General features: G+C 63.3%; 16 protein-coding genes. 6 read left to right on the top strand and 10 right to left on the bottom strand.

What is annotated here, in order from left to right; all coding sequences use genetic code 11:
- Positions 1-170 precede the first annotated feature (170 nt).
- The 3 genes from AC3WQA_RS00240 to AC3WQA_RS00230 all read right to left on the bottom strand — a co-directional run bounded on the left by AC3WQA_RS00240 (position 171) and on the right by AC3WQA_RS00230 (position 3,464).
- Positions 171-701 (bottom strand): hypothetical protein, encoded by a 531-nt coding sequence (locus tag AC3WQA_RS00240; protein WP_369487779.1) that lies wholly within the window; start codon positions 699-701, stop codon positions 171-173.
- Between the two features lie 239 nt (positions 702-940).
- Complete coding sequence (locus tag AC3WQA_RS00235; RefSeq protein ID WP_369487777.1) at positions 941-1,573, bottom strand: hypothetical protein; 633 nt, start codon at positions 1,571-1,573, stop codon at positions 941-943.
- A 184-nt stretch (positions 1,574-1,757) separates the two neighbouring features.
- Entirely contained in the window at positions 1,758-3,464 is a 1,707-nt protein-coding gene (locus AC3WQA_RS00230; RefSeq protein WP_369487775.1) for a DNA-binding protein, read from the bottom strand.
- A 217-nt stretch (positions 3,465-3,681) separates the two neighbouring features.
- On the opposite strand from AC3WQA_RS00230, the gene AC3WQA_RS00225 reads away from it, so the two are divergent.
- The 5 genes from AC3WQA_RS00225 to AC3WQA_RS00205 all read left to right on the top strand — a co-directional run bounded on the left by AC3WQA_RS00225 (position 3,682) and on the right by AC3WQA_RS00205 (position 7,294).
- Positions 3,682-4,812: a hypothetical protein gene (locus AC3WQA_RS00225; protein ID WP_369487774.1), complete on the top strand. Its 1,131-nt coding sequence runs from the start codon at positions 3,682-3,684 to the stop codon at positions 4,810-4,812.
- Entirely contained in the window at positions 4,802-5,506 is a 705-nt protein-coding gene (locus AC3WQA_RS00220; protein WP_369487773.1) for an RES domain-containing protein, read from the top strand. The genes AC3WQA_RS00225 and AC3WQA_RS00220 overlap by 11 nt, the downstream gene beginning before the upstream one ends.
- Positions 5,503-6,636: a tyrosine-type recombinase/integrase gene (locus tag AC3WQA_RS00215; protein WP_369487772.1), complete on the top strand. Its 1,134-nt coding sequence runs from the start codon at positions 5,503-5,505 to the stop codon at positions 6,634-6,636. Before AC3WQA_RS00220 ends, AC3WQA_RS00215 begins: the two co-directional genes overlap by 4 nt.
- A 175-nt stretch (positions 6,637-6,811) precedes the next feature.
- Positions 6,812-7,087, top strand: a complete 276-nt coding sequence (locus tag AC3WQA_RS00210; RefSeq protein ID WP_492634753.1) for a hypothetical protein — start codon at positions 6,812-6,814, stop codon at positions 7,085-7,087.
- A gap of 78 nt (positions 7,088-7,165) precedes the next feature.
- On the top strand, positions 7,166-7,294 hold the full coding sequence (locus AC3WQA_RS00205) for a hypothetical protein (protein WP_369487769.1): 129 nt from the start codon (positions 7,166-7,168) through the stop codon (positions 7,292-7,294).
- A 53-nt stretch (positions 7,295-7,347) separates the two neighbouring features.
- On the opposite strand, the gene AC3WQA_RS00200 is transcribed toward AC3WQA_RS00205, so the two are convergent.
- Complete coding sequence (locus AC3WQA_RS00200) at positions 7,348-7,722, bottom strand: hypothetical protein (RefSeq protein WP_369487767.1); 375 nt, start codon at positions 7,720-7,722, stop codon at positions 7,348-7,350.
- Positions 7,723-7,902: 180 nt separating this feature from the next.
- On the bottom strand, positions 7,903-8,250 hold the full coding sequence (locus AC3WQA_RS00195) for a response regulator (RefSeq protein ID WP_369488110.1): 348 nt from the start codon (positions 8,248-8,250) through the stop codon (positions 7,903-7,905).
- A gap of 83 nt (positions 8,251-8,333) precedes the next feature.
- On the opposite strand from AC3WQA_RS00195, the gene AC3WQA_RS00190 reads away from it, so the two are divergent.
- The gene (locus tag AC3WQA_RS00190; RefSeq protein ID WP_492673245.1) at positions 8,334-9,596 is read left to right on the top strand and encodes a sensor histidine kinase; all 1,263 of its coding nucleotides are present in this window, start codon (positions 8,334-8,336) and stop codon (positions 9,594-9,596) included.
- Positions 9,597-9,704: 108 nt separating this feature from the next.
- Here AC3WQA_RS00190 and AC3WQA_RS00185 read toward each other — a convergent pair whose 3' ends face one another.
- From AC3WQA_RS00185 to AC3WQA_RS00165, 5 genes are all read right to left on the bottom strand, one after another.
- Positions 9,705-10,727, bottom strand: coding sequence for a DNA-binding protein (locus AC3WQA_RS00185; protein ID WP_492673244.1), 1,023 nt, complete (start codon positions 10,725-10,727; stop codon positions 9,705-9,707).
- 174 nt (positions 10,728-10,901) lie between these two features.
- Positions 10,902-11,186 (bottom strand): hypothetical protein, encoded by a 285-nt coding sequence (locus AC3WQA_RS00180; RefSeq protein ID WP_157618161.1) that lies wholly within the window; start codon positions 11,184-11,186, stop codon positions 10,902-10,904.
- 493 nt (positions 11,187-11,679) lie between these two features.
- Positions 11,680-12,216: a hypothetical protein gene (locus AC3WQA_RS00175; RefSeq protein ID WP_157618160.1), complete on the bottom strand. Its 537-nt coding sequence runs from the start codon at positions 12,214-12,216 to the stop codon at positions 11,680-11,682.
- Positions 12,213-13,199: an RHS repeat domain-containing protein gene (locus tag AC3WQA_RS00170; RefSeq protein ID WP_081491815.1), complete on the bottom strand. Its 987-nt coding sequence runs from the start codon at positions 13,197-13,199 to the stop codon at positions 12,213-12,215. Before AC3WQA_RS00170 ends, AC3WQA_RS00175 begins: the two co-directional genes overlap by 4 nt.
- A 22-nt stretch (positions 13,200-13,221) precedes the next feature.
- The gene (locus tag AC3WQA_RS00165; RefSeq protein WP_369501541.1) at positions 13,222-18,753 is read right to left on the bottom strand and encodes a hypothetical protein; all 5,532 of its coding nucleotides are present in this window, start codon (positions 18,751-18,753) and stop codon (positions 13,222-13,224) included.
- Positions 18,754-19,170: the final 417 nt, after the last annotated feature.

The raw sequence follows: 19,170 nt of genomic DNA, 5'->3' as shown, positions 1-19,170 counted from the left end.
ACGTCACATCCACCACAAACCACGGGTAGCCTCGCGCTTCCCGTGGTTTTTTTTTGCGCGCGGGCGGGCCATGTTGTCGGTGTATTTGACGCCGATGCGGTGCAGCCCTACGGGCGCCGCTCTGCGCCACCCTGGCCATGCGTGCTGCGCACGTTCGAAGTAGGGGGGAGTTAGTGACGACGCGCCATTCTGCTGGCTGCGCGCTGCTCTAGCTTGCGCACTACCTTAGGGAGCGCTTCCTGGAGGCCCAACAGCGCGCGCCATCCCATCAGGTACTCGGCGCTGTCGGAGTCGTCGGTCGACGCGTGTCTTCCAGGCGTGCATACCGCCATGACCACCACGACGGCGCCAAGCTCTCGGGAAATGTCGGGCGTGTCGAATGCTGTGCATAGGTGGGGTAAGGCTACCTCCGGGTTCCATCGTGGGCCAGCGTTCCACGGAGGCAACGGTACGGCCGGCGGTGGCAACACGTCGCGATCAGCGCCCTTATCCCTCATCGCATTGATGAGTCCAGGCAGGCCGTCCGTCAGCGCCTGGAGCAGTTCAAGAGGAAGCATAACGTTAGCGCGACTGCCTTCCTTTCCGCCAAACGTTGCATTGGCTCGGACGTGGAAATTGACCAGCACGGCCTCGCCATAGGGATCGGCTTCGCCAAACGACACACCCTGTATTTCGTCAAGCTTCGCGTATTCCGAGCTCATGCTTGCTGCCTTTCCTGCTACTGGAAATAGTGTCTTCCGGGTCGATGCCCACCTGGGTCTCGCAAGTTTGAGCGGATCGTTCGGCAGGTTCAATCGGCGCATAAGTTGCCGCTTGCGGGCTAACGGTCCCGTAGTGATGGAGCTTCCGAGCTTCCTTCAGCCTCCACAGTTGGAAGGCAACGCCATGAAGGCGGTAACCTCCCACTAATAGCCGTGGTTCATTTCGTTGCCGCCGCCTCTCATTGGCCGCATCGGTGGTGGGCGCGGCCTGGGTGTTCTGCAGTGTTTTGCGAAATGCGTTCCCGGGCTTCACTGATCGCCCCGAACAGGGACTCGTTGGTAATGACGAGGGCGCGGGTTGGCAGCCGCAGCTCAAACGGCCCGTTTTCGTCGCGCGCGATGTCCGCATCCTCAGATGCGACGAAGGTGACGGCCTCGATCAATGCGTCGCCGACCGCACAGAGGTAGAGCCAGTCACCGAGGAGGTGCTCCGTTCGTTGGTGCCGGTCGCACCAACCGGCCAATTCCGGTACGACCGCCAGAAGTCCGTCCTTGATCTGCGCCACCACGTCACCGGTCGTTTCGTAGTCGAGCTCTTCCATGCGGCGCTCGTTTGCGTGGTGGTTCACGACGTCCGTCGCGCCCGCCAAGAACGCGATCTCGAGGTCGAACCAGATGCCAAATAGTGCAATGACCTCGTTCTGAGCGGGGCGCTCGCCTGGCGCAGCCCGCATCCAGCAACAGCCCAACTCGCGTGCGCGGACCGTAACGGACTCCATCGCAGCCGCTCCGGCGGATACGTCGGTGGCCAGGCGTTCGCATTCCTGATAGAGATCGCGGGCCATCTGAATTAGGTTGTTCGGTTCGACCATCGCGATGGCGCTCCCATGGTGACGTCCTGCCGCGCGGTGTATGCGATGATAGGGTACCCGCAAGCAGCACTGTGCTTCGCGCGGTCGCACTCTGGGACTCGACCCGTCTGGCAGCCTTCGGTTCGACATTGAGGCGCCCGTTCGGATCAGGGGGCTCCGATTCCGGGTGGAGGGGCGTGGGCCTTCAGGTTCTCTTGCTCTTGGCGCCGGCTGGATCGGACTGGCGGGGTGGGGTGCCGTGGAGCGTGCGCACCAGCGTGTCCAGGCGGTCGCGTTCTCGGGTGACAGCGGTAAGGTCCGCATTGGCCCGCTCAAGCTGCGCGCGCTGGCTCGCGGCCGTCTCGCCCAATTCGGCCAGGCGAGCATTTGAGTCTGCAACCATCCGCTGCGCGAGGGCTTGCGCGTCGGCTTGCGCGTGCAGGCGATGTTGCAGGTCCCTTAGTTGGCGTTCGCGTTCGTCAAGGCGCTGACGGGTGTCCGCCAGCTGCGTGGAGAGATCCTCCATCGCGACCTTCCGGTGCTCGCGGTCTGCCGTCACCACCGCGAGCCGCTGGGTCACTTCGGCGGTCTCGGCGGCGGCGGCGGCGGCGGCCCGGGTCGCCGAGAGGCGCTCGGCGGCCAGCGTCTCGGCGAGGGCGGCGCGGTCGGCCTGCAGCTGCTCGAGGCGGGTGGCGAGGGCTGTGCCGTGGGTGGTGGCTGCGAGGGCTTGCTCGCGCAGTGTGTCGCGCTCTGCGGTCAGTCGCGCGATATCTTGGGCTTGGCCTCGCTCGACGTGCGTCAGGGACTCAATATGCTCCCGGGCGCGTGCCAGGTCGGACTCCAGGCGCGTCAAGGCGCGATTGCGCTCCTCGGCGGCCGCGGCGAGCTGCTCGCGCTGGCGCGCCAGTTCGGCCTGCGCAGCGGCGAGGTCGGCTTCCCGGGCAGCGACAGCCGCATTTTGGGCCTGGCGAGCATCTTCCAGCGCGGTCTGCTCGGCACGCTGCTGCAGCGAGGCTTCACGGCGCGCGATTTCGAGCACGCGTTCCCACATCTCCTGTGCCTCGCGCGGTACGTCTGAGGGTGGCGCAGGGATGAAATGGTTGTCGAGGAGGCCTGCGTAGAAGCGCTTGAGTAATGGGTGAATGTGCGTCGGCGAGCCGCCGCCGGCGACGTCGCGAATCAGCTCCATCGTGGGCTGTACGCCCAGCTGCAGCGCCCGCCAGGCGATGTCGTCGACCGCGGCATCCGTGAGGGTGGTCCGATCGGGGTTGGCCCGTGCGTACTCCGCCTTCAGCGTGTCGCGGGCCTTGGCTTCCATCACGCGGCGCGATTCCGTTTCGGCGTCCGCATCGGCTTTCGCGAAGCGCGTACGCAGGTACAGCGGCAGCATGAGGGAAGGGCGCATGGCTAGGCTCGGGTGTGCCTCGTGGAGGCCGCGACCCAGCGGGCAGCCGATAGCGACGTAAAGTGCGCCACCACCGAGGATCCCGCTGCGCCATGCCAGCGCCGAGTCACTCAAGGGCGTGGCCGACAACAGGAACACCGAGTCGAGCAGGCCGTGAGCGTGCCGGATGAATGTCAGTGTCGGCTGGGCCACCGCTAGTTGCGTGTCGCCGATTTTGAAGTGCAGGGCGCCGGTCTGGGTTTGCACGCGAACATCGCTCAGCGCGCCCATGCGCCCGCCTTCAGCGACGTCTCGCCCGAACAGGACATCGCCGGTGGCTGGGCTTCCGCCAGCATCGGCGCTAGCCACCCCACTGGCGGCGAGTCCCGCCAGCACCGCGGCGATTTGCTCGGCATTCGTGAGGGGCTCGTGCTCGAGGATGGTGGCCGGCCGCGCTTCAGCGACAGCGTCCACCCACGGCTGGGCGCGCTCAAGGTCGGCGGTTCGTGTTTTCGAGTTGCTGGTCATCGTGGTTTGTGCAGCATATCGTGGCGTATGATCACGTTTTATCGCATCATGGCGTTCGCTACAAGCTACCAGATACGGCGCCCGTATGCTCGCAGCATATCATCCGCCCCTAAATGAGCAATAATTACAGTTATTGCCCAATGGGGATGTTGTAAGGTGGATAAGATGGGCGCATACTCTGAGCCGAGCCGGTACGTTGGCCGGCACGGAGAACGAAATGACAACCCAGGCGGCCGAACGCGAGTCGTGGGTGGCGATGGAAGTCGCTGCGCGCGGTGGCGTGAGCTATGACCGTGGTGCCCTGGACGAACTGACTGGCGGCGCCGAGGTTCCCGAAAGCACGACGATGCGCGTGCTCTGGCGCGCCGGGCGCCTGACCTCCGCAGTGATCCAGCAGCTGCAAGGTATCGCCGACCGCCTGGTCACGCGCAACGTGCACGCGCACGCCCGTCGTGTGATCGAGGGCTACTGGGACATCAACCCCTCCGCCCGGCACCTGTACTTCGTTTACGAGCGTCAGGGCCGCCGGGTCCGCGCGGTACCGAGCCAGGACTACGAAGCGCACGCCCTGGCGTGGGCGGAGATGCACCTGCCCGAGCGCCCCGCGGACGAAACCGGCGTGCTCATCGAGCTGCTGCGCAGCCGCACAGACGAGCCGCTCGCGGTCGTCTGGCAGGGGCTGCGCGACACACTGGATCGGGACGTGGTAATCACGCCGCCACCTGTTGAGGTGGCCACAAGCGTCAGCGGCCCGACGGTGGTCATTCAGACCGACCCTGCGGAGGCGCGCCGCGCGAGCCTGCTGGCCCTGGGCTGGCCGACGTCCGCCGAGGTCGCCGCGCGCGCCGGCAGCCAGTCGCGTAACCCCGGGCAATGGGCCAAAGACAAGCGCGATGCCGGGCAACTGCTGGGCGTGTGGGACGGCGCGGCGCGCACCTTTCGCCATCCGGACTTCCAGTTCGAGAGGGACGGTCGGCTACGCTCGGAGGTCAAGACGCTGCTGGCGGCGCTGGGCGAGCATCCCGACTGGACCGCCGAGGCCGACGCCAACGGCTGGCGACGGGCGTACTGGCTCTACCAGCCGTTCCGCTCGCTGAGTCGAGCCGCCCTCGCCTTCGCCGGGACGTATCCGGACGGCCAAGGCTCCGCCTTGCAGGACGATCCGGAGGGCGCCTTCGACTCCTTGAGGACGCTTCGGGAGGCCTACGCGGATCCTGAGGCCCAACGTGCACGGACACCGGCCGAGGTGTTTGCGGAGGATCCTGCCGCCGTGATCGCGCTCGCCAAGAAGGCGGCGGCAGCCGCCCGCCCCGACACGGATGCCGAGGGGAATTGGCGTGGCCCATAACGTCCTGGATCGCGTCAAGCTGCTACCCCTGGTCGCGCGCACGTACATTCGCGTGTTTGAACCGGCCTATGGCGACGTCCTGAGCGCCAACCCCAACGCTTCCGGTCGGCTGTCCCTCAAGCAAGACAACCCGCGCGGCGCCACACACGCCGCGTCGTGGTACATCGCCGAGACCCTGCGCGCCGCGATGTGGGAAACCGTGCTGCGGGACGTCGATCCTGACGACGAGGGCGGCGTGTTCCTCGACCTGCGCGTCCTGGCCAAGTACGCCGTGCAGTCCGTGAAACTGCTCAAACCGGGCGCTGTTCTGCGTCTGGAGCCGGCCGCGCGGCGGCACGTGATCGCCTTCAACAACCACCGCCTCAACAGCGAGTGGGACCACCACCTGACCACGGCCATCTACGAGACGACCCACGTCATGGCCGGCCTCGCGCAGCTGCAATGCCGCGCGGCTGATCCCGCCGTGGAGTTGCCCGGCATCTCCTGGCGCTCCCGTCAGGCCGATGCCGATCTGGCGTACGTGCTCTATGTCCCGCCGTGCCCCACACCCCAGTGGGCCGCCGTGGACGATCTGGTGCGCCTCGACACACCGGCCGGGCACCAGTTGATCCGCAGTGTCCTGGCTCAGGACCAGATGGTCTGGCTGAATGACCCCGGTACCTCCGGCGGCACGCCGCCGCCGGGTGCGATATGACCGACGTAGGCCAGACACTCCTGGTGGTGGACGCGCTGCACGGCCTGCAGCGCGTCGAGCCGGTCGGGCCGGTGGCGACGACGGCAGCGGCCGATGCCGAGGACGTCCTCGATCGCCTGACCCGCTGGGCGCGCGAATTTGCCCGCGGCCAGGCCGACGCGACGCTCAAGGCCGTGCGCGCCGACTGGGGACAGTACATCGCCTGGTGTGACGGCACGCGCCATCCCCCGCTGCCGGCGTCGCCCGACCAGTTGGAAGCCTTCCTGACGAACGCGGCGCAGCGTGGCCGCAAGCGCACGACACTCAAGCGTTACGTCTACACCGTGGGCCTGATTCACGAAGCAGCCGGTCTCCCGAACCCGGCCAAGAACCCGCTGTGGGGTCCGAAGTGGGCGGCGCTCGGCAAGGCCCTGTCGCGCCGCAAGGACGCGCTCGGGCGTCCCGACAACGGCAACCTCAAGAAGCAGGCCGGCGCGCTGGGCAAGGACGACGTGGCGACCGTGCTGGCCTCCCTTGGCGATGGCCTGCACGATCTCCGCGATGCGGCCCTTCTCGCGCTGGCCTCCGACACCCTGCTGCGCGAATCCGAGTTGGTATCCGTGTGCGTGGAACACTTCCTACCGCAACGCGCCACCGGCAGCTGGACGTTGTGGGTGCCGTTCTCCAAGACCAACCAGGATGGCGAAGAGGCCGACTACCGTTACGTCCACGCCGCCACCATGGCGCGCGTGCGCGCCTGGCAGGCGGCCGCCGGCATCGAGGACGGACTACTCTTCCGCCCGATCGGCGGCCGCCCACGCCAGGGGCACGACGCGGGCACGCCGGGGGAGCTGGCGCCGATTGTCGCGTTGAAGCCGCGCGAGGTCGCGCGGATCTTCCGCCGCCGCGCCCAAGCCGCGGGCCTGGAGCATGCTGCGGCGATCTCCGGGCACTCCACGCGCATCGGGACTGCTAACGACCTGATTAACAACGGCGCGACGACTGCCCAAATTCAGAACGCAGGCAACTGGAAGAGCGCCGAGATGGTCAGCGCGTACACCCGCCGATCGCAGGCCGGCAGCAATGCTGTTGCCCTGCTGCGCAGGCGAAACGACGATGGCCGCGGGACGAAATCCCGGGCGGACCCCTGATACGTGAAAAACTGGCCGCGTACCGCCGCGGTGGCCAAGCTTCCAAGGACAGTACCAAGTGAAGGACGCACCCATGACGAACCGAGAAGATCGCCTTCCGAAAAGACCGCCTTTGCTGCCCAGGAGGCCTTGGCGTGGTACCGCTGAGGCACTCAACCGAAAAGGATGTATTGGCATGACAATAGAACTCCATGCCGGCGGTCGTGTTCAGTTTCTCGGCCCGCAACAGCGCTGGGACGCTGGGCCCAGCGACGAAAGCAAGGGCGTGCTCGAGACTGCGTTGTTCGCGGGACAGCGGATGATGGCCATCACCGACGATGCGGGCGGCTTCGAACTGCACTACCTAGGTTTCGCGACCGGTGGTTTCCGCACGATGGACATCGCGAAGCATGCGGCGCCGGAGTTTGCCCGCCGCGTTCTTGATCGCATGCGCGAAATGGTCGCCGATTGATGATGGATGCAAACACGGTTGCCATCGCCAAAGCGCTCGCCTTACGCGCGCATCCGGCATTCTCCAGTGGCTTTGGCCGTGAAGCTCTCGGACCTCGCCGACAACGCGGCACCAGATCGCCTGGCCAAGCTGCCCAGGGCCGTTGCGGAACGCCTCAGCGCGAAATACGAGCACGCTCGCGCCGCGCTGGGGCGGGCCTCGGGCTGAGCCGAACCAGTGTCCGTCCTACGCGGTTGCCACACGGTCACCGCGGGACGAGATCACACCGGGCGCTCGACGACCAACCGACTGCGGTAAGCCACGATGACGCGTTGTGCGGCTTGGGCGATGGCGAGAAAGCTCGCCCTGAGCTCCGCGCCGTGCGCCATCGAACCAGCGGAGGCCTTCAGCTTCGCGCAAGCCTCCAGGAGCGCTTCGCTCCCTGTCGGGATGACCATGTTTTTGAGTGCGTGGATCTGCTCGAACCCAGCGGCTACGGGCGTCGCTGCGTCGTCGATGGTGCACCCGGCCATCGCCAGCTCAAGCTCATTCACCAGCGAGTCGGCGTACTGGATCCCCGCTGCTCGGTTGAGGTTGGCTAGGGTGTCCAGCTGGGAGTCCGGGAGGACGGCCAAATTGATGGCAGAAAACTCCATAACGATCTTAAGCGTCCTTCAACACGAAACGGCAACGGGCGGTTTTCGCAATGGTAGTACCACAGTGGCCGACAGACCTTGCTGTCAGTCGCGGTACGCCGGCGTACGGCCACTTAGCGTCGTTACGGTATGATCGGCGACAAGTCGACCTCCTGGGGGGGCGGGCGACCTAGACCGACCTCACAGGCTATTCAGCGCGGCACCCAGCACGTTGATGCCGAATGGCTTGTGGAGCACGGTCACGGCACCAAGGTTTCTCACTTGGCTCTCAATGTCCGGGGATGTGTCTGCTGTCATCACGACGACCGGGATCTTGTGCGCGGAGGCAACCAGCCTGGCCTGTAGGGACGTCAAGAACGCAGCGCCGTTGATCGTCGGCATGTGGAAGTCAACGATGATGCAGTCGAAAGCCATCTGATCGAGAAGAGCCAAGGCCGCCACAGCGTCATGCGACACCACGGCCCTATGATCCAGAGATTTGAGTGCTTCTGTAATGAAGAAGGTGTTGGATACTACGTCGTCAATCACCAAGACCCACATAATGCGTGCACTCGTAGTTGAGTAAAGCGATCACGATCCGGCAACCACCGTTCAACGCGACGAGCTATGGAATGAACATTTTACGCCAACTGGAAGGCAAGGTCTGCATCAACCCCGATCGCCGCGAGCTTAGCCAAGCCTACCTTCGCGTATTCATCTTCGTCGGATGCATGGCCTACTGCTTTGCACAGTACGACACGGCCTATCTCCGCGAGATCACCTTTTTTGCCTTCGTCGCCACGCTCTTCTGGCTCGGGATGGCCTGGCGGAAGGTCGGACCGGACAAGGTCCGTCATATCGGCGCTCTCGTGTACGACTGCGGGATCATCGGCCTTGTGATGATCGGCTTCGGCAGCGGCATGATGGGCATGTTCGCGGTGCTCCTATGGGTCAGCATCGGCTACGGCCTGAGATATCGGTCGCCGCTCTATCTGAAACTTGGAATGATCCTGACCAGCGCGACCTTCGTCGTGTCCGCGATGTTGACGCACTGGCAGGAGCTAGTGGTCTTTTCGACCCTATTGGTTACCTTGATCATCATCCCACTGGCGCTCATGCGCCCAATGACTGAGATGATCAATCTTCTCGACCGCTTGGCATCTACCAACAAGATGCTGGATGAGGCCAACAAGACAAAAATCCGCTTCATCTCGGACGTGAGCCACGACCTTCTCACACCGGTAAGCTCGATTATCGGCTATTGCCAACTCGCCCAACCTTCCATCGAAGGGATTCGCATCAGTGCGATCCAGCTGACGCGACAGATCCGCGCCATCATCGGACGTTCCGCTGCCGAAGACCTCAGTTTCGACGAACCTGAGGAGGCCTTCGTTCCGGCCGAGCTCCTGAAACAAGTCGCCGCGATCGTCAAGCCGCTGGCAGAAAGCCGAGGGATCCGAATCGAAGTCGTGAACCGCGCGAGGCTAGGCACCTTTTTCGGCGGCTACGACTCGCTGTCGATCTGCCTGATGAACCTCGCCAATAACGCCGGCAAGCACTCCAAGGGAACACAGGTGACACTTTCGGTCTCGGAAGAGCCTGGAGGGCTGCTCTTTGAAGTTGCCGACGATGGTGTCGGCATCGCGCCTGCTCTGCAGAAGCGAATTTTCGACCGTTTCCACCGTGGCGCGGCCAGTTCAGACATCGACGGCCTCGGGCTGGGGCTTGCCATCGTCAAGGATACTATCGAGCGAATCGGCGGCCGGGTCGAACTGAGCAGCGGCCACCTCGGCTCGACGTTTCGGCTCCACGCGCCAGCGACCATCCTCGACCGATTTGCGAGCCCACCCGGGGGATGGCCGAGATTCGTGCGAAAACGCTCACATGGTGCCTAAAGCACTGTTTCCATTGAATTAGCTGGCCTGAGCTAAAATCGGCAAGATCGAAGAATTCCTGCTAATCGCGGCGGCACACCGAAACCGCCCCACTTGCTGTCAGGCCGGTCACCCTGGCTGCTCGGGTATGGCAGGTGGCGCTGACGTGGAGGCAAGCTGCAGCTTGGACAAGACCTCTTCCAGCGTGCCCAGCCGAGCCTGCGTTGATGCGGCTCGACCCTCGGCGTCCTGCCGCGCCACCCTTTCTTGATCGAGCGCCTGTGCGGCGGCTTCCAGGTCGAGGCGCGCGCGTTCGAGCGCCTGGACATCGTGGCTCCATGTCATGCGCAGGCTGGCCAGTTCCGTCACCAAGGGCTTGAGCGTGGCCACCTCGTCTTGCACTGCGCGCACGGCGCTTCGTGCCTGCTGCACTTCCTTGTCCAGGCGCGCGTTGTGTTCCGTCAGGCGCCCGTTGTCGCGATTGAGCTGCAGAAGTTCGTGATTTTTGCCCGTGAGGGCTTCGTTGGCCTGACGCAGTGCCACCTGCAGCTCCTGGATCTGGTGCTCATGTCGGCGCTGTTCCTGCTCCCGTTGTTCCTTCACGGACGTGCGGTAATGCTCCAGCGCCTCGCGGGCATGTGCGTGTTTCTCTTCCAGTGACTGCGCATGCGCTTCGTGCTCGGCTATGCGGGCGGTCAGGCCGCTGACCCGTTCCTCCAGTTGCCGCACTTGCAACGTCGCATCGAGCCGCGCCTGCCGCGTGGCGTCGTGTTGCGCCTGTTCGTCACGCAGCGCCGTCGCCGTGCGTTCCTGGTCGGCACGGATGGACGCCGCCTCCTGCCGCGCCTGGTCCAACTGGGCGGTCAGCTCTTTCCGCTGGGCCTCGAAACGGGCGGCTGCCTCAGTGATCTTGGCGTCAGCCTCCTCCTGGAGCCGTCCCGCCAATCGGCTAACCAGATCGGCCAAAGCGTCGCTGATCGGGAATTTGCCACCCACGCCGGCGGCATCCTCGGCCTCCAGTTCCTTGAGGTAGCGATGGATGGTCGTTTTCGAGCCAGTATTGCCCAACGCCACCCGCACCGCGTCGACCGAAGGGTGTTTTCCCTTGGCCAGCAAGGCGTTACGGGCCTTCTCGATCTCGGTCTTGTACACCCCGCCACGGGCCATCGCTGGGTCTCCTTGGTATTTCGTAACGCATTACATACCATGTTATTACGTAATACTTCAAGTGCGCGAGTGGGTGGGTTACGCGAGAAATCTAACACCGGATAATGGGAAGTTATCCGGTGTTAACACAATTTCTGGGGGGCGCACTATCGTCGATCATTACGATTCCGCCCCGAGCCGCGGCCCGGGGCCGAACCCGAGCTGCAACACTTGCCGTTCGACCACACAAGTCACCTTGGATTGGCGTCGCGTGCGAGCATGCAGACCACCAGTATCAATCACCGGACGCTTACGGTTGTCCCTGTAGGAGTGCAGGAAATAGGAGTCGTCGGCTTCCACCACAACTACCATGCCGTCCCCGGCAACCTGAAGCGTTTGGCAGGTTTCCGCAGCGAAGTCTGTCGCACTTGGCGACATGCCCTGCTGCGGCGCAGCCAGCGTCATCGACAGTCTTGGGAGCGCTTCAATCGTCTCGCTCGTCGCCCTGTGCTGTACTGTCGACAAATCCACCCGTATCCGGGGGTGCACTTCGCTGCGTCACGACCTTAGGCAAGAGCCGTATGCGGTAATGCCGCACGTACGGATCTGTGCGGAGGGCGTCGGGCAACCGGCGTTCCTACCGCAACCTTTGAGCCGCTGCAGACCATAGGCCTGACCGTTGCGAACCCAGCGACCCTTGGCAGCCAGGACAATGGGGGGGGCGTTCGGCAAGCGGTTCGGTCATTGCATCATGGCCAGTCAAGTCCTGGAGGTGGGCTTTGACTTGCTCGCGCTGGCGGGGCGTCAAGCTCGCCAGTTGCTCCAGCCAGCGGTTCAGTTCGCGGCCACGCATCGGTGGCTCCTGCGCCCGAACCCTTCGGACTTGCCGCAACCATGCCCTCAGGCCCACTCACAGCCTGAGACGTCACTACTCAATGCGAACAGCGCCTTACTTTTTCTACCGCCTACACGCAGCCACAGCGTCTGAATCAGAGGTAATTTGATACTCCACGGCATTCAAAGTACCAATCTGCACATTATGGTCATGAAAAAGACTACGGAAATCGAATGATGGCGTTGACCCAACGTATATGCCAACAACGCCCTTAGGTACTACGTAATGGAATAGAAAATTCGGCGAGGCATCAAAAACAACCCATAAGTTACCGTGTAACACGGAAACTATCTCGGGTGTTAATTTCGTATTTTTTGGGTCGCGACTAATTCCAATCTTGTCGCACTCACGAGAGAAAGAAAAAGCGAAGCCGTGATAATCTGTAAAACATGTTTCAGTGTTATTTCCGCAATCGTAAAGTGCAACAGCTTGCGAGTGTGAAAGACGGATAGTTCCTGTGCGGGCATTAAGTTCGATGTCGCTCCCATTTGATGCCGTGAAAATGGCATGGATATTGGAATGCTCACATTTTTTCTGTTGCGCAACAGCTGGAGTCAGGCCAGCTATGAGCAAAAAAACTGATGCAGTGTAACGTATCATGGCATGCAACCACCTGGTATCGAACAATTGAAAGAAGCCCCCACCGAACCGGCCATGGCGTTACCCGCAGAACTTGCGCCCCATTCACGCGGCCACTCAATTGTGGATGTCACCGGATATTTCTGCGTCAACCCCATTCCGAAGTGGGTTTCATGGCCGAGCTCATGAAATACTAAGGTACTGACTCCGGCGAGCGGCGATTGCTTGTACCAGCCCGCCGCTGTAGCGTACTGCGAAACAGCTGAAGCATTTAGGCCACTGTGCCCTGAAAACGAGCTTCCATTCCATATTCCGCCAGTTCCGCCTCCAGCCCCACCATTTCTGTAGTTCATATTGGACGTTACAGTGAACTTCGTTCCATTCCAAACAGCTTTAATCTCGGAACCAGTCATCGAGCCAATGACCTTTCCTTGCGAATTTACAATTTTCACGTTTGCATTGCCAGACAGCGCATTAATTTTCTTGTCATACCTGTTTAGCGCCCCCTCCAAAGATTTTTGTGCTTTCTTGGCGGCAGCCAAGGCTTTGCCCTTCAGGCCAGACTGTATATTGACCTTGCAACCTCCACCTTGCTTCTTGCTGTAATACTCCGCGCAACGGCCCGTCGGATCGGTAAACCGTACTGGATTGTTATTGGCATAGGCATACCGATTAAAGCTGAATATGTTGCCCGGTTCCGGGCCTACCGGGTCTTCGCTAAGGAACCGCCCCACTGGATCGTAGTGGCGCGCCTGCATGTACACCAACCCGGTCTCCAGGTCGTTCACATGTCCTGTGTAGCCCGGTCCATCGGGTCCCTGTCCGCTCACCAGCCCGCCGTACGGCTTGTAGTCGTAGCGCGCCAAGATGTTCCCCTGCACATCCGTCTTCGCCAGCACCGTGCCCTGCGGGTCGGTGTAGTAGAAGTGCATCGTGCGCGCCTGCGCGGCCATACCAACCCAAAACAGCGCCAAGCACACCCAGATCCCATTTAGTCGCTTCATGGCCTCGCTCCCTGCATGACGGTCAAGGACAACGGATCAGGTACGGCTGTACCGTTCCCGGTTTCAGCATCGCCGAGGTTCCATAGCTGCAGATCACCGTTACCAGCGACGATGCCCTCCATCCCGAACATCCGTTCGCGTTGCACGCCTTCACGCTGTATACATAGGTCCCAGGCATCACCGTCCCACCGTCATCCGCGCTCGTTGCCGACCCCGTATAGACTGTAATCAAGGGCGTCCCCGTGCCTGACGGTGCCCGCTGCAGGGTGTAGCTCGTCGCCGCACTCACCGCTGGCCAGTTCACTGCCCACCGACCATTCGGATAGTAAACATCAGTCGGGACCGAGACATACCCCGGCTCGGCCGGGATGATGGCGACCTTGATGGTCCCCGTTCCGCTCCAGGGACCGCAACCGCCGGCATTGCAGGCCTGCACCCGGTAGGTATACGTGCCGTCACCGATCCCGCTGATGGCATCGCTTGTCCCACCGCCGCTGTAGGCTGTGCCCCAGCTGCTTCCGCCATTGCTGCTCTGCTGCAACGTGTAGCTGGTCGCTGTACTGTCACCTCCCCAGCTCACCGTGTAGCTGCCCGTACTGCTGCTACCGGGCACGCTCAGGCCCGGCGCACTCGCCGGTGGGTGCGTGACCGTGGAGGTTCCAGTGCCGCTCCACCCGCTGCAGCCGCCTGCATTGCACGCCTGCACTCGGTATGCATAGGTCCCGTTGCCTTCACCACTCAGACCGAAGCCCGTGCCAGCGCCGCTATAGACCGTCGTCCAGCCGCCGCCATTGACACTCTGCTGCAGGGTGTAGCTCGTCGCCGTACTGACAGGACTCCAGTTCACCGTGTAGCTGCCCGTGCTGTTGGTGCCCGGCACGCTGAGACCCGGGGCACTCGTTGGGGGATGGGTCACGACCAACGTACCGCCTCTCGCCCAGGCCGTGCAGACCGAGTCGCCGGCCGTGTCGTTGCACGCCTGCACCTGGTAGGTGTAGTTCCCGTTGCCCAGATTGCTCAGGGCCATGCTGGTCCCGGTGCCGCTGTACACCGTGCTCCAGCTCGTGCCGCCGTTGCCGCTCTGCTGCAAGATGTAGCCGGTGACCGGCGAGGCGGCGGTCCAGCTCACCGTGGCGCTGCCCGTGCTGCTGGTGCCCGGCACAGACAACGTCGGCACTGGGATCGGCACCACGCCGTAGGCGGTGTTCACACTCACCGTCGCCGAGGTGCCCCAGCCACGGGTGCCGTAGCTGTTCAGCGCCTCGACCTGGTACACGTAGCTGCCCGTGCTCGTGCCCGGACGGCTGATCGAGGTCGCTGGCGTGTTGCTCGCCAAGGTCGTCCAGGACCTGCCATTGACCTGCTCCTGCACGATGTAGCCCGTCGCGCTGGCAGGGCTGCTCCAGCTCACGGTGTAGGTCCCGTTGACCGTACCGCCCGGCGTGCTGATCGTCGGGATCGCCGGCTGCACGCCCAGCGTGGGCGAGGTCGTCCACAGTCCGCAGCCACTGCTGGCACAAGCCTGGACCCGATACACGTAGCGGCCGCCGGCCAGCCCCGACAGCGTGGTGCTGCTCGCACTACCGCTGTAGACCGTGCTCCAACTGCCGCCGCCATCGCTGCTCTGCTGCAGCATGTAGCTGGTCGCATCCGGCACGCTGCCCCAGCTCACGCCCGTGCTGCCTCCGCTCGGGTTGGCGCTGAAGCTGATGCCGCCCGGCTGGGTCAGCTGCACGGTGGTGCTGTCGCCGATCAGCTTGGTGCCCAGGTACACGAAGTTCGTCGCCGTGGCCGTGGCCGGGTCGTACTGGTACATCAGCTGCCCGGCGTGGCCGTAGAAGGCGTACGTGGGATAGCTGGCACTGGTCAGCTGTTTCTCCACCCGTCGCCCCTCGGCGTCGTAGGCATAGGTCGCCACGCCCGGGACCGAGGTCAACTGGTTCTTCGCATCGAAGGTCAGCGTCGCGCCGTTGCGGGTGATCTCGTTGCCCCGGACGTCGTAGCCGAAGCTGTCCACCGTGCTCGCGCCCTGGGTAATGCTGGTCAGCTTGTTGCTCGCGTCGTAGTTGTAGGTGTAGGTCGCCCCGCCACTCAGCCGCGTGCGCAGGTTGTTGACCGGGTCGTAGGTATAGCTCTCCGTGCCGTACAGGTTCGGGGCGCTGGCATTGGTCAGGCGGTTCAGTGCGTCGTAGCCGAAGGTCTTGCTGCGCGTGCCGTCGACCAGGTCGTTGACGCTGGTGAGGTTGCCGTCCGCGTCGTAGGCCAGGTCCTCGCTCACCGCCAGGGTGCTGCCCACGCCGTAGGTGAAGTTACGGGTGAGGTGTCGGGTATTCTCATCGGCTAGGTAGCTGGTGCCGCTGGCGAAGGTGAAGCCCTGGAGCTGGCCGTCCGGGAAGTAGCTGACGCCGGTGGCGTAGCTGCCCACCTGGGTGGGGCGGCCCCACGCATCGGGGGCATAGCTCACGGTTTCACTCGTCCCCGTTCCGGCCGGATAGTTCATGCTGGCCAGATGGCCGTAGGCATCGTAGCTGTAGCCCAGCGCCCAGGTGTACCCGCTGCTGGCCACCGCCAGGCTCTCACCGGTCACCAGGCCCAGGCTGTTATAGGCGTAGGCCTGCGTTGCGATCCCAGAGGCCGCCGTGTGGACGCGACCCAGCGCATCGTAGGTGTAGACCGTGCTCTGCGTACCGCTGGGCGACTGGATCGTCAGCACCCGGTTCATCACATCGTAGGTGCGCGTGGTCTCGGCCGCCGCCGCCACTTGATCCTGGTCGCACCCGGTACCGGTGAGGCTGAGTCCGTTGGCACTCCACGCGATGTTGTTGGCACCGTCGTAGGCCAGCACCGTGCTGCCGGTTTCCGGTTCCGTGGTCCGGCACAGGCGGTGAAAGCTGTCATAGACCAGCGTCTTGGTGACGCTGTCCGTTTCGGTGCCGTAGCTGCCCGACTGGGTGATCGACGTCGGATTGCCGTAGACGTCGCGGGTGACCGTCTGGGTGACGCCGTCCGGCGCCTGGACCTCAAGGACACCGCCGTACGAGGGCTGGTCGAACACCTGGTAGGTGGTGGTGGTGACGTTGCCCTTCGGGTCGGTCACCTGCTCACGGGCACCGGACAGGTAGGCCATCGCGGTGGTCAGCGTGCCCAGCTCCGAGTCCTGCTGACTCTGGGTCAGCCGGCCCAGGGCGTCGTAGGTGCTGTGGGTGCCGCTGGTGACCGACGACAGGGCCGGGCTGCCGCTGACCGGGTACGAGGCGAACGTGGTCAGCCCCCGCCAGTCGTAGGCCTTGGCGGTGGTGATATCTGTATTGCCGTTGGAGGTGTCGTTGAGCACCGGGCGCAGCTCGGCGTCGTAGTAGGTGGTGTCGGTCGACGCGCCCTGGGTCACCGTCTCGCGCCAGTGGCCGGCGGCCACCCCACGCTCGGCACCGGTGACGTAGCTGTAGCTGAAGGTCTTCGGATACCACGACGCGCTGTCGATGCTGCTGTCGTAGGGGTAGGTGATCTGGGTGACACGGCCCAGCGCGTCGTAGCTGTACTGGGTGGTATGCCCCGCCTGGTCGGTGATCGACGTGATGTCACCGAAGTCATCGACGCTCAGGGACTCGCTGGTGCCATCGGGGTAGCCGATCGCCTGCGGAATGCCGCGGTAGTAATTGCCCAGGGTCGTGGTGTGGTTGTCGCCGTCGGTGAAGCTGGCCAGTTGACCCGCACCGTTCCAGGTGTACGTCATCAGGGTCTCGCCGAAGCGTGCGCGCGACGTCAGCAAGTCGATGCCGCTTATGTTTGAGGAGGTGTTGTAGATGTTGCTCACCTCCTGCTCGCCGGTCCCCACGTTCGTGACCGTCTCCGGCAGGCCCAGCACCCAGGTGTTGGTGTCGTTGAGGTAGGTCGTTGCCTCCTCGATCGACGGCTCGCCGCTGATCGAGTTGCTGCGTGTCGCATCAGTCACCTGGGCATAATCGTTAAACGCGTTCGCGTGCCAGGTGTAGGTGTCGCCGTTCTGTTGGATCTGGCGTTGGCCGAGGGGCGCGAGTTCTTCGGTTTGGATCAAGTTGTTCCGATCTTGAGGATCCGCGCCATAACTCGACGGCCAGGGCCCCCCGGTGGGGTTGGCGTAGGTGTTGACCACCGAACGCATCAACGTACTGCCGGCGGCACCACTGTAGGTGTCGGTCCGCAGCAGTTGCCCCTCGGTGGCATCGAAGCGATTGCTGTGGGTATAGCGGGTGGTGCTGCCGCCCGGATTCGTGACATCGATGTACACCGTCGATGCACAGCTGCTGGTGCTGGCGCAGCTGTCGGTCTTCCAGCTCTCGTTGGCGGGCGAGTAACTGTAGCTCCAGGTTTCGATGGGAACGTTCGCCCCTGAAACGACCTCACTGGACATCGACGGCTGGTAGTACACCTCGGGGTAGGTGGAGTACACCGCCTGAGTGCCGCCGTTGCCGCCATAGCAACTCTTGAGCACATAGGAACGACCACGCATCATGGGGATTAGCGTGAAGCTACCCGTGAGTCCGGAGGGTGTGGTGGCAGTCCCTGTGACGGTGTTTCCCGTGAGCGTCGGCACCACGTTGGCGTAGCAATTACCCCCGCTGCTGGTGACCTGTGATTTCTGGAGCGGCCCCAGGTTGTAGGACCAGGCACTGCCATCGGGTAGCTGGACGCGCGTCAGCGCCGAGCTGCTGCTGTCGTAACTGTAGGTCCAGATCCGCGTCGTTCCGTTTGACGCCTGCGCGGTGATCGAGCTGATATGTAGACTGCCCGACACATAGCTCACCGTGATCGATCGACCGTCGCTGGCCGTGATGCTGCTGAGATAGCCTGTGCTGCTGTCGTAGTGATAGGTCAACGTGTTACCGAAGCGATCGCGCACCTGCGTCACATACATCAGGGCGTCACGGCGAACCAAAACCGACCCTCCCTGGCTAATGCCGGACATCGGGCGGTAGACCAGGTGCGCAAAGGTGTATTGGGTCCCGTCGGGCGCCATCGCCACGAAACCTTCACCACCGTCGTCGGCCGTTACGCCGCAACGGATCATCCAGTTCCGCTTGGTGACGGCCGGGAAGACTCCACCACTCGTCGGTATGATGCTTGTACTGCGTTCCAATAGCTCTTGGCTGCCCCGACCTGGAATGATGAGATGGTAGCCATACCACCACTGACCCGGATCCCAGGTGGCCCCCAACGGCGTCGGCACCGGTGGCGGCGCGCCAAAATCAGTGCATCGATCCAGCGGATTGGTCGCCTCCACCTCCCAGCCGGTTACGCTCGGCTCTTTGGCGGTCGCTGTCTCGATCCGGGGGATATCCAGATCCCAGTCACCGAACGGACGCGATCTATTGAGCGTAAAGCTGTCCAGTTCGGTGGTATCCAGTGAGCGCGACAGCTGCAGGGTCGGACCACTGCCTGGCAGGCTGACGTCCGTGACTTCGAACGATAGCGCCCCGTTGTAGAGGTTGATGCTCTCGCCAAAGGGATGAGCGCCCAAGGGCTGGATGCCCGTGTGCACCTGGATCAGCTTTTTGTATTCGTCTTCGGGGGTCACGGACTGCGCGTGACATATCCCTGTCCCGACCATCCAGCCAACCCACACGAGCGCACTTACGCGCGCCAAAGCTCCCTTTGGCATCCATCGCATCGTCGATTGTCCCCAACTGCGCATGACGGGCGTCATGACTTGACTAACGTTCTACTGCGCCACAGCCAACGGCGTCAACCGCAGGTTCATGCGACAGGCGGTATCGACTCGGCAGGAACTGGGGGTTCGCTCGGAATCCTTCGACAGGATTCCGAGCAGACGGAGGGCGCGTACTTCATCGTGTGGGCGACGCAAGTCAAGCATGTAGGTGAAATCCGACACGAGCCGACGACAAAGGATGACAACTCGACGAGATCGCGTCCGCGGAGAAATGTGCAGGTCAGAAGTAATCACACCGTCCGAATCATGCTGATCGCGGACTCA

It is taken from the genome of Rhodanobacter sp. FW106-PBR-R2A-2-24, from assembly GCF_058789615.1.
The sequence above is the reverse complement of the archived record's forward strand: the minus strand, read 5'-3'. Positions and strand labels throughout refer to the sequence as shown.

Bases quoted from the DNA above. Each gene is read 5' to 3' on its own strand.
- AC3WQA_RS00230 (WP_369487775.1), bottom strand. From the start codon at position 3,464: ATGACCAGCAACTCGAAAACACGAACCGCCGACCTTGAGCGCGCCCAG.
- AC3WQA_RS00225 (WP_369487774.1), top strand. From the start codon at position 3,682: ATGACAACCCAGGCGGCCGAACGCGAGTCGTGGGTGGCGATGGAAGTC.
- AC3WQA_RS00200 (WP_369487767.1), bottom strand. From the start codon at position 7,722: ATGGAGTTTTCTGCCATCAATTTGGCCGTCCTCCCGGACTCCCAGCTG.
- AC3WQA_RS00240 (WP_369487779.1), bottom strand. From the start codon at position 701: ATGAGCTCGGAATACGCGAAGCTTGACGAAATACAGGGTGTGTCGTTT.
- AC3WQA_RS00210 (WP_492634753.1), top strand. From the start codon at position 6,812: ATGACAATAGAACTCCATGCCGGCGGTCGTGTTCAGTTTCTCGGCCCG.
- AC3WQA_RS00215 (WP_369487772.1), top strand. From the start codon at position 5,503: ATGACCGACGTAGGCCAGACACTCCTGGTGGTGGACGCGCTGCACGGC.
- AC3WQA_RS00180 (WP_157618161.1), bottom strand. From the start codon at position 11,186: ATGACGCTGGCTGCGCCGCAGCAGGGCATGTCGCCAAGTGCGACAGAC.
- AC3WQA_RS00175 (WP_157618160.1), bottom strand. From the start codon at position 12,216: ATGATACGTTACACTGCATCAGTTTTTTTGCTCATAGCTGGCCTGACT.
- AC3WQA_RS00190 (WP_492673245.1), top strand. From the start codon at position 8,334: ATGAACATTTTACGCCAACTGGAAGGCAAGGTCTGCATCAACCCCGAT.
- AC3WQA_RS00170 (WP_081491815.1), bottom strand. From the start codon at position 13,199: ATGAAGCGACTAAATGGGATCTGGGTGTGCTTGGCGCTGTTTTGGGTT.
- AC3WQA_RS00235 (WP_369487777.1), bottom strand. From the start codon at position 1,573: ATGGTCGAACCGAACAACCTAATTCAGATGGCCCGCGATCTCTATCAG.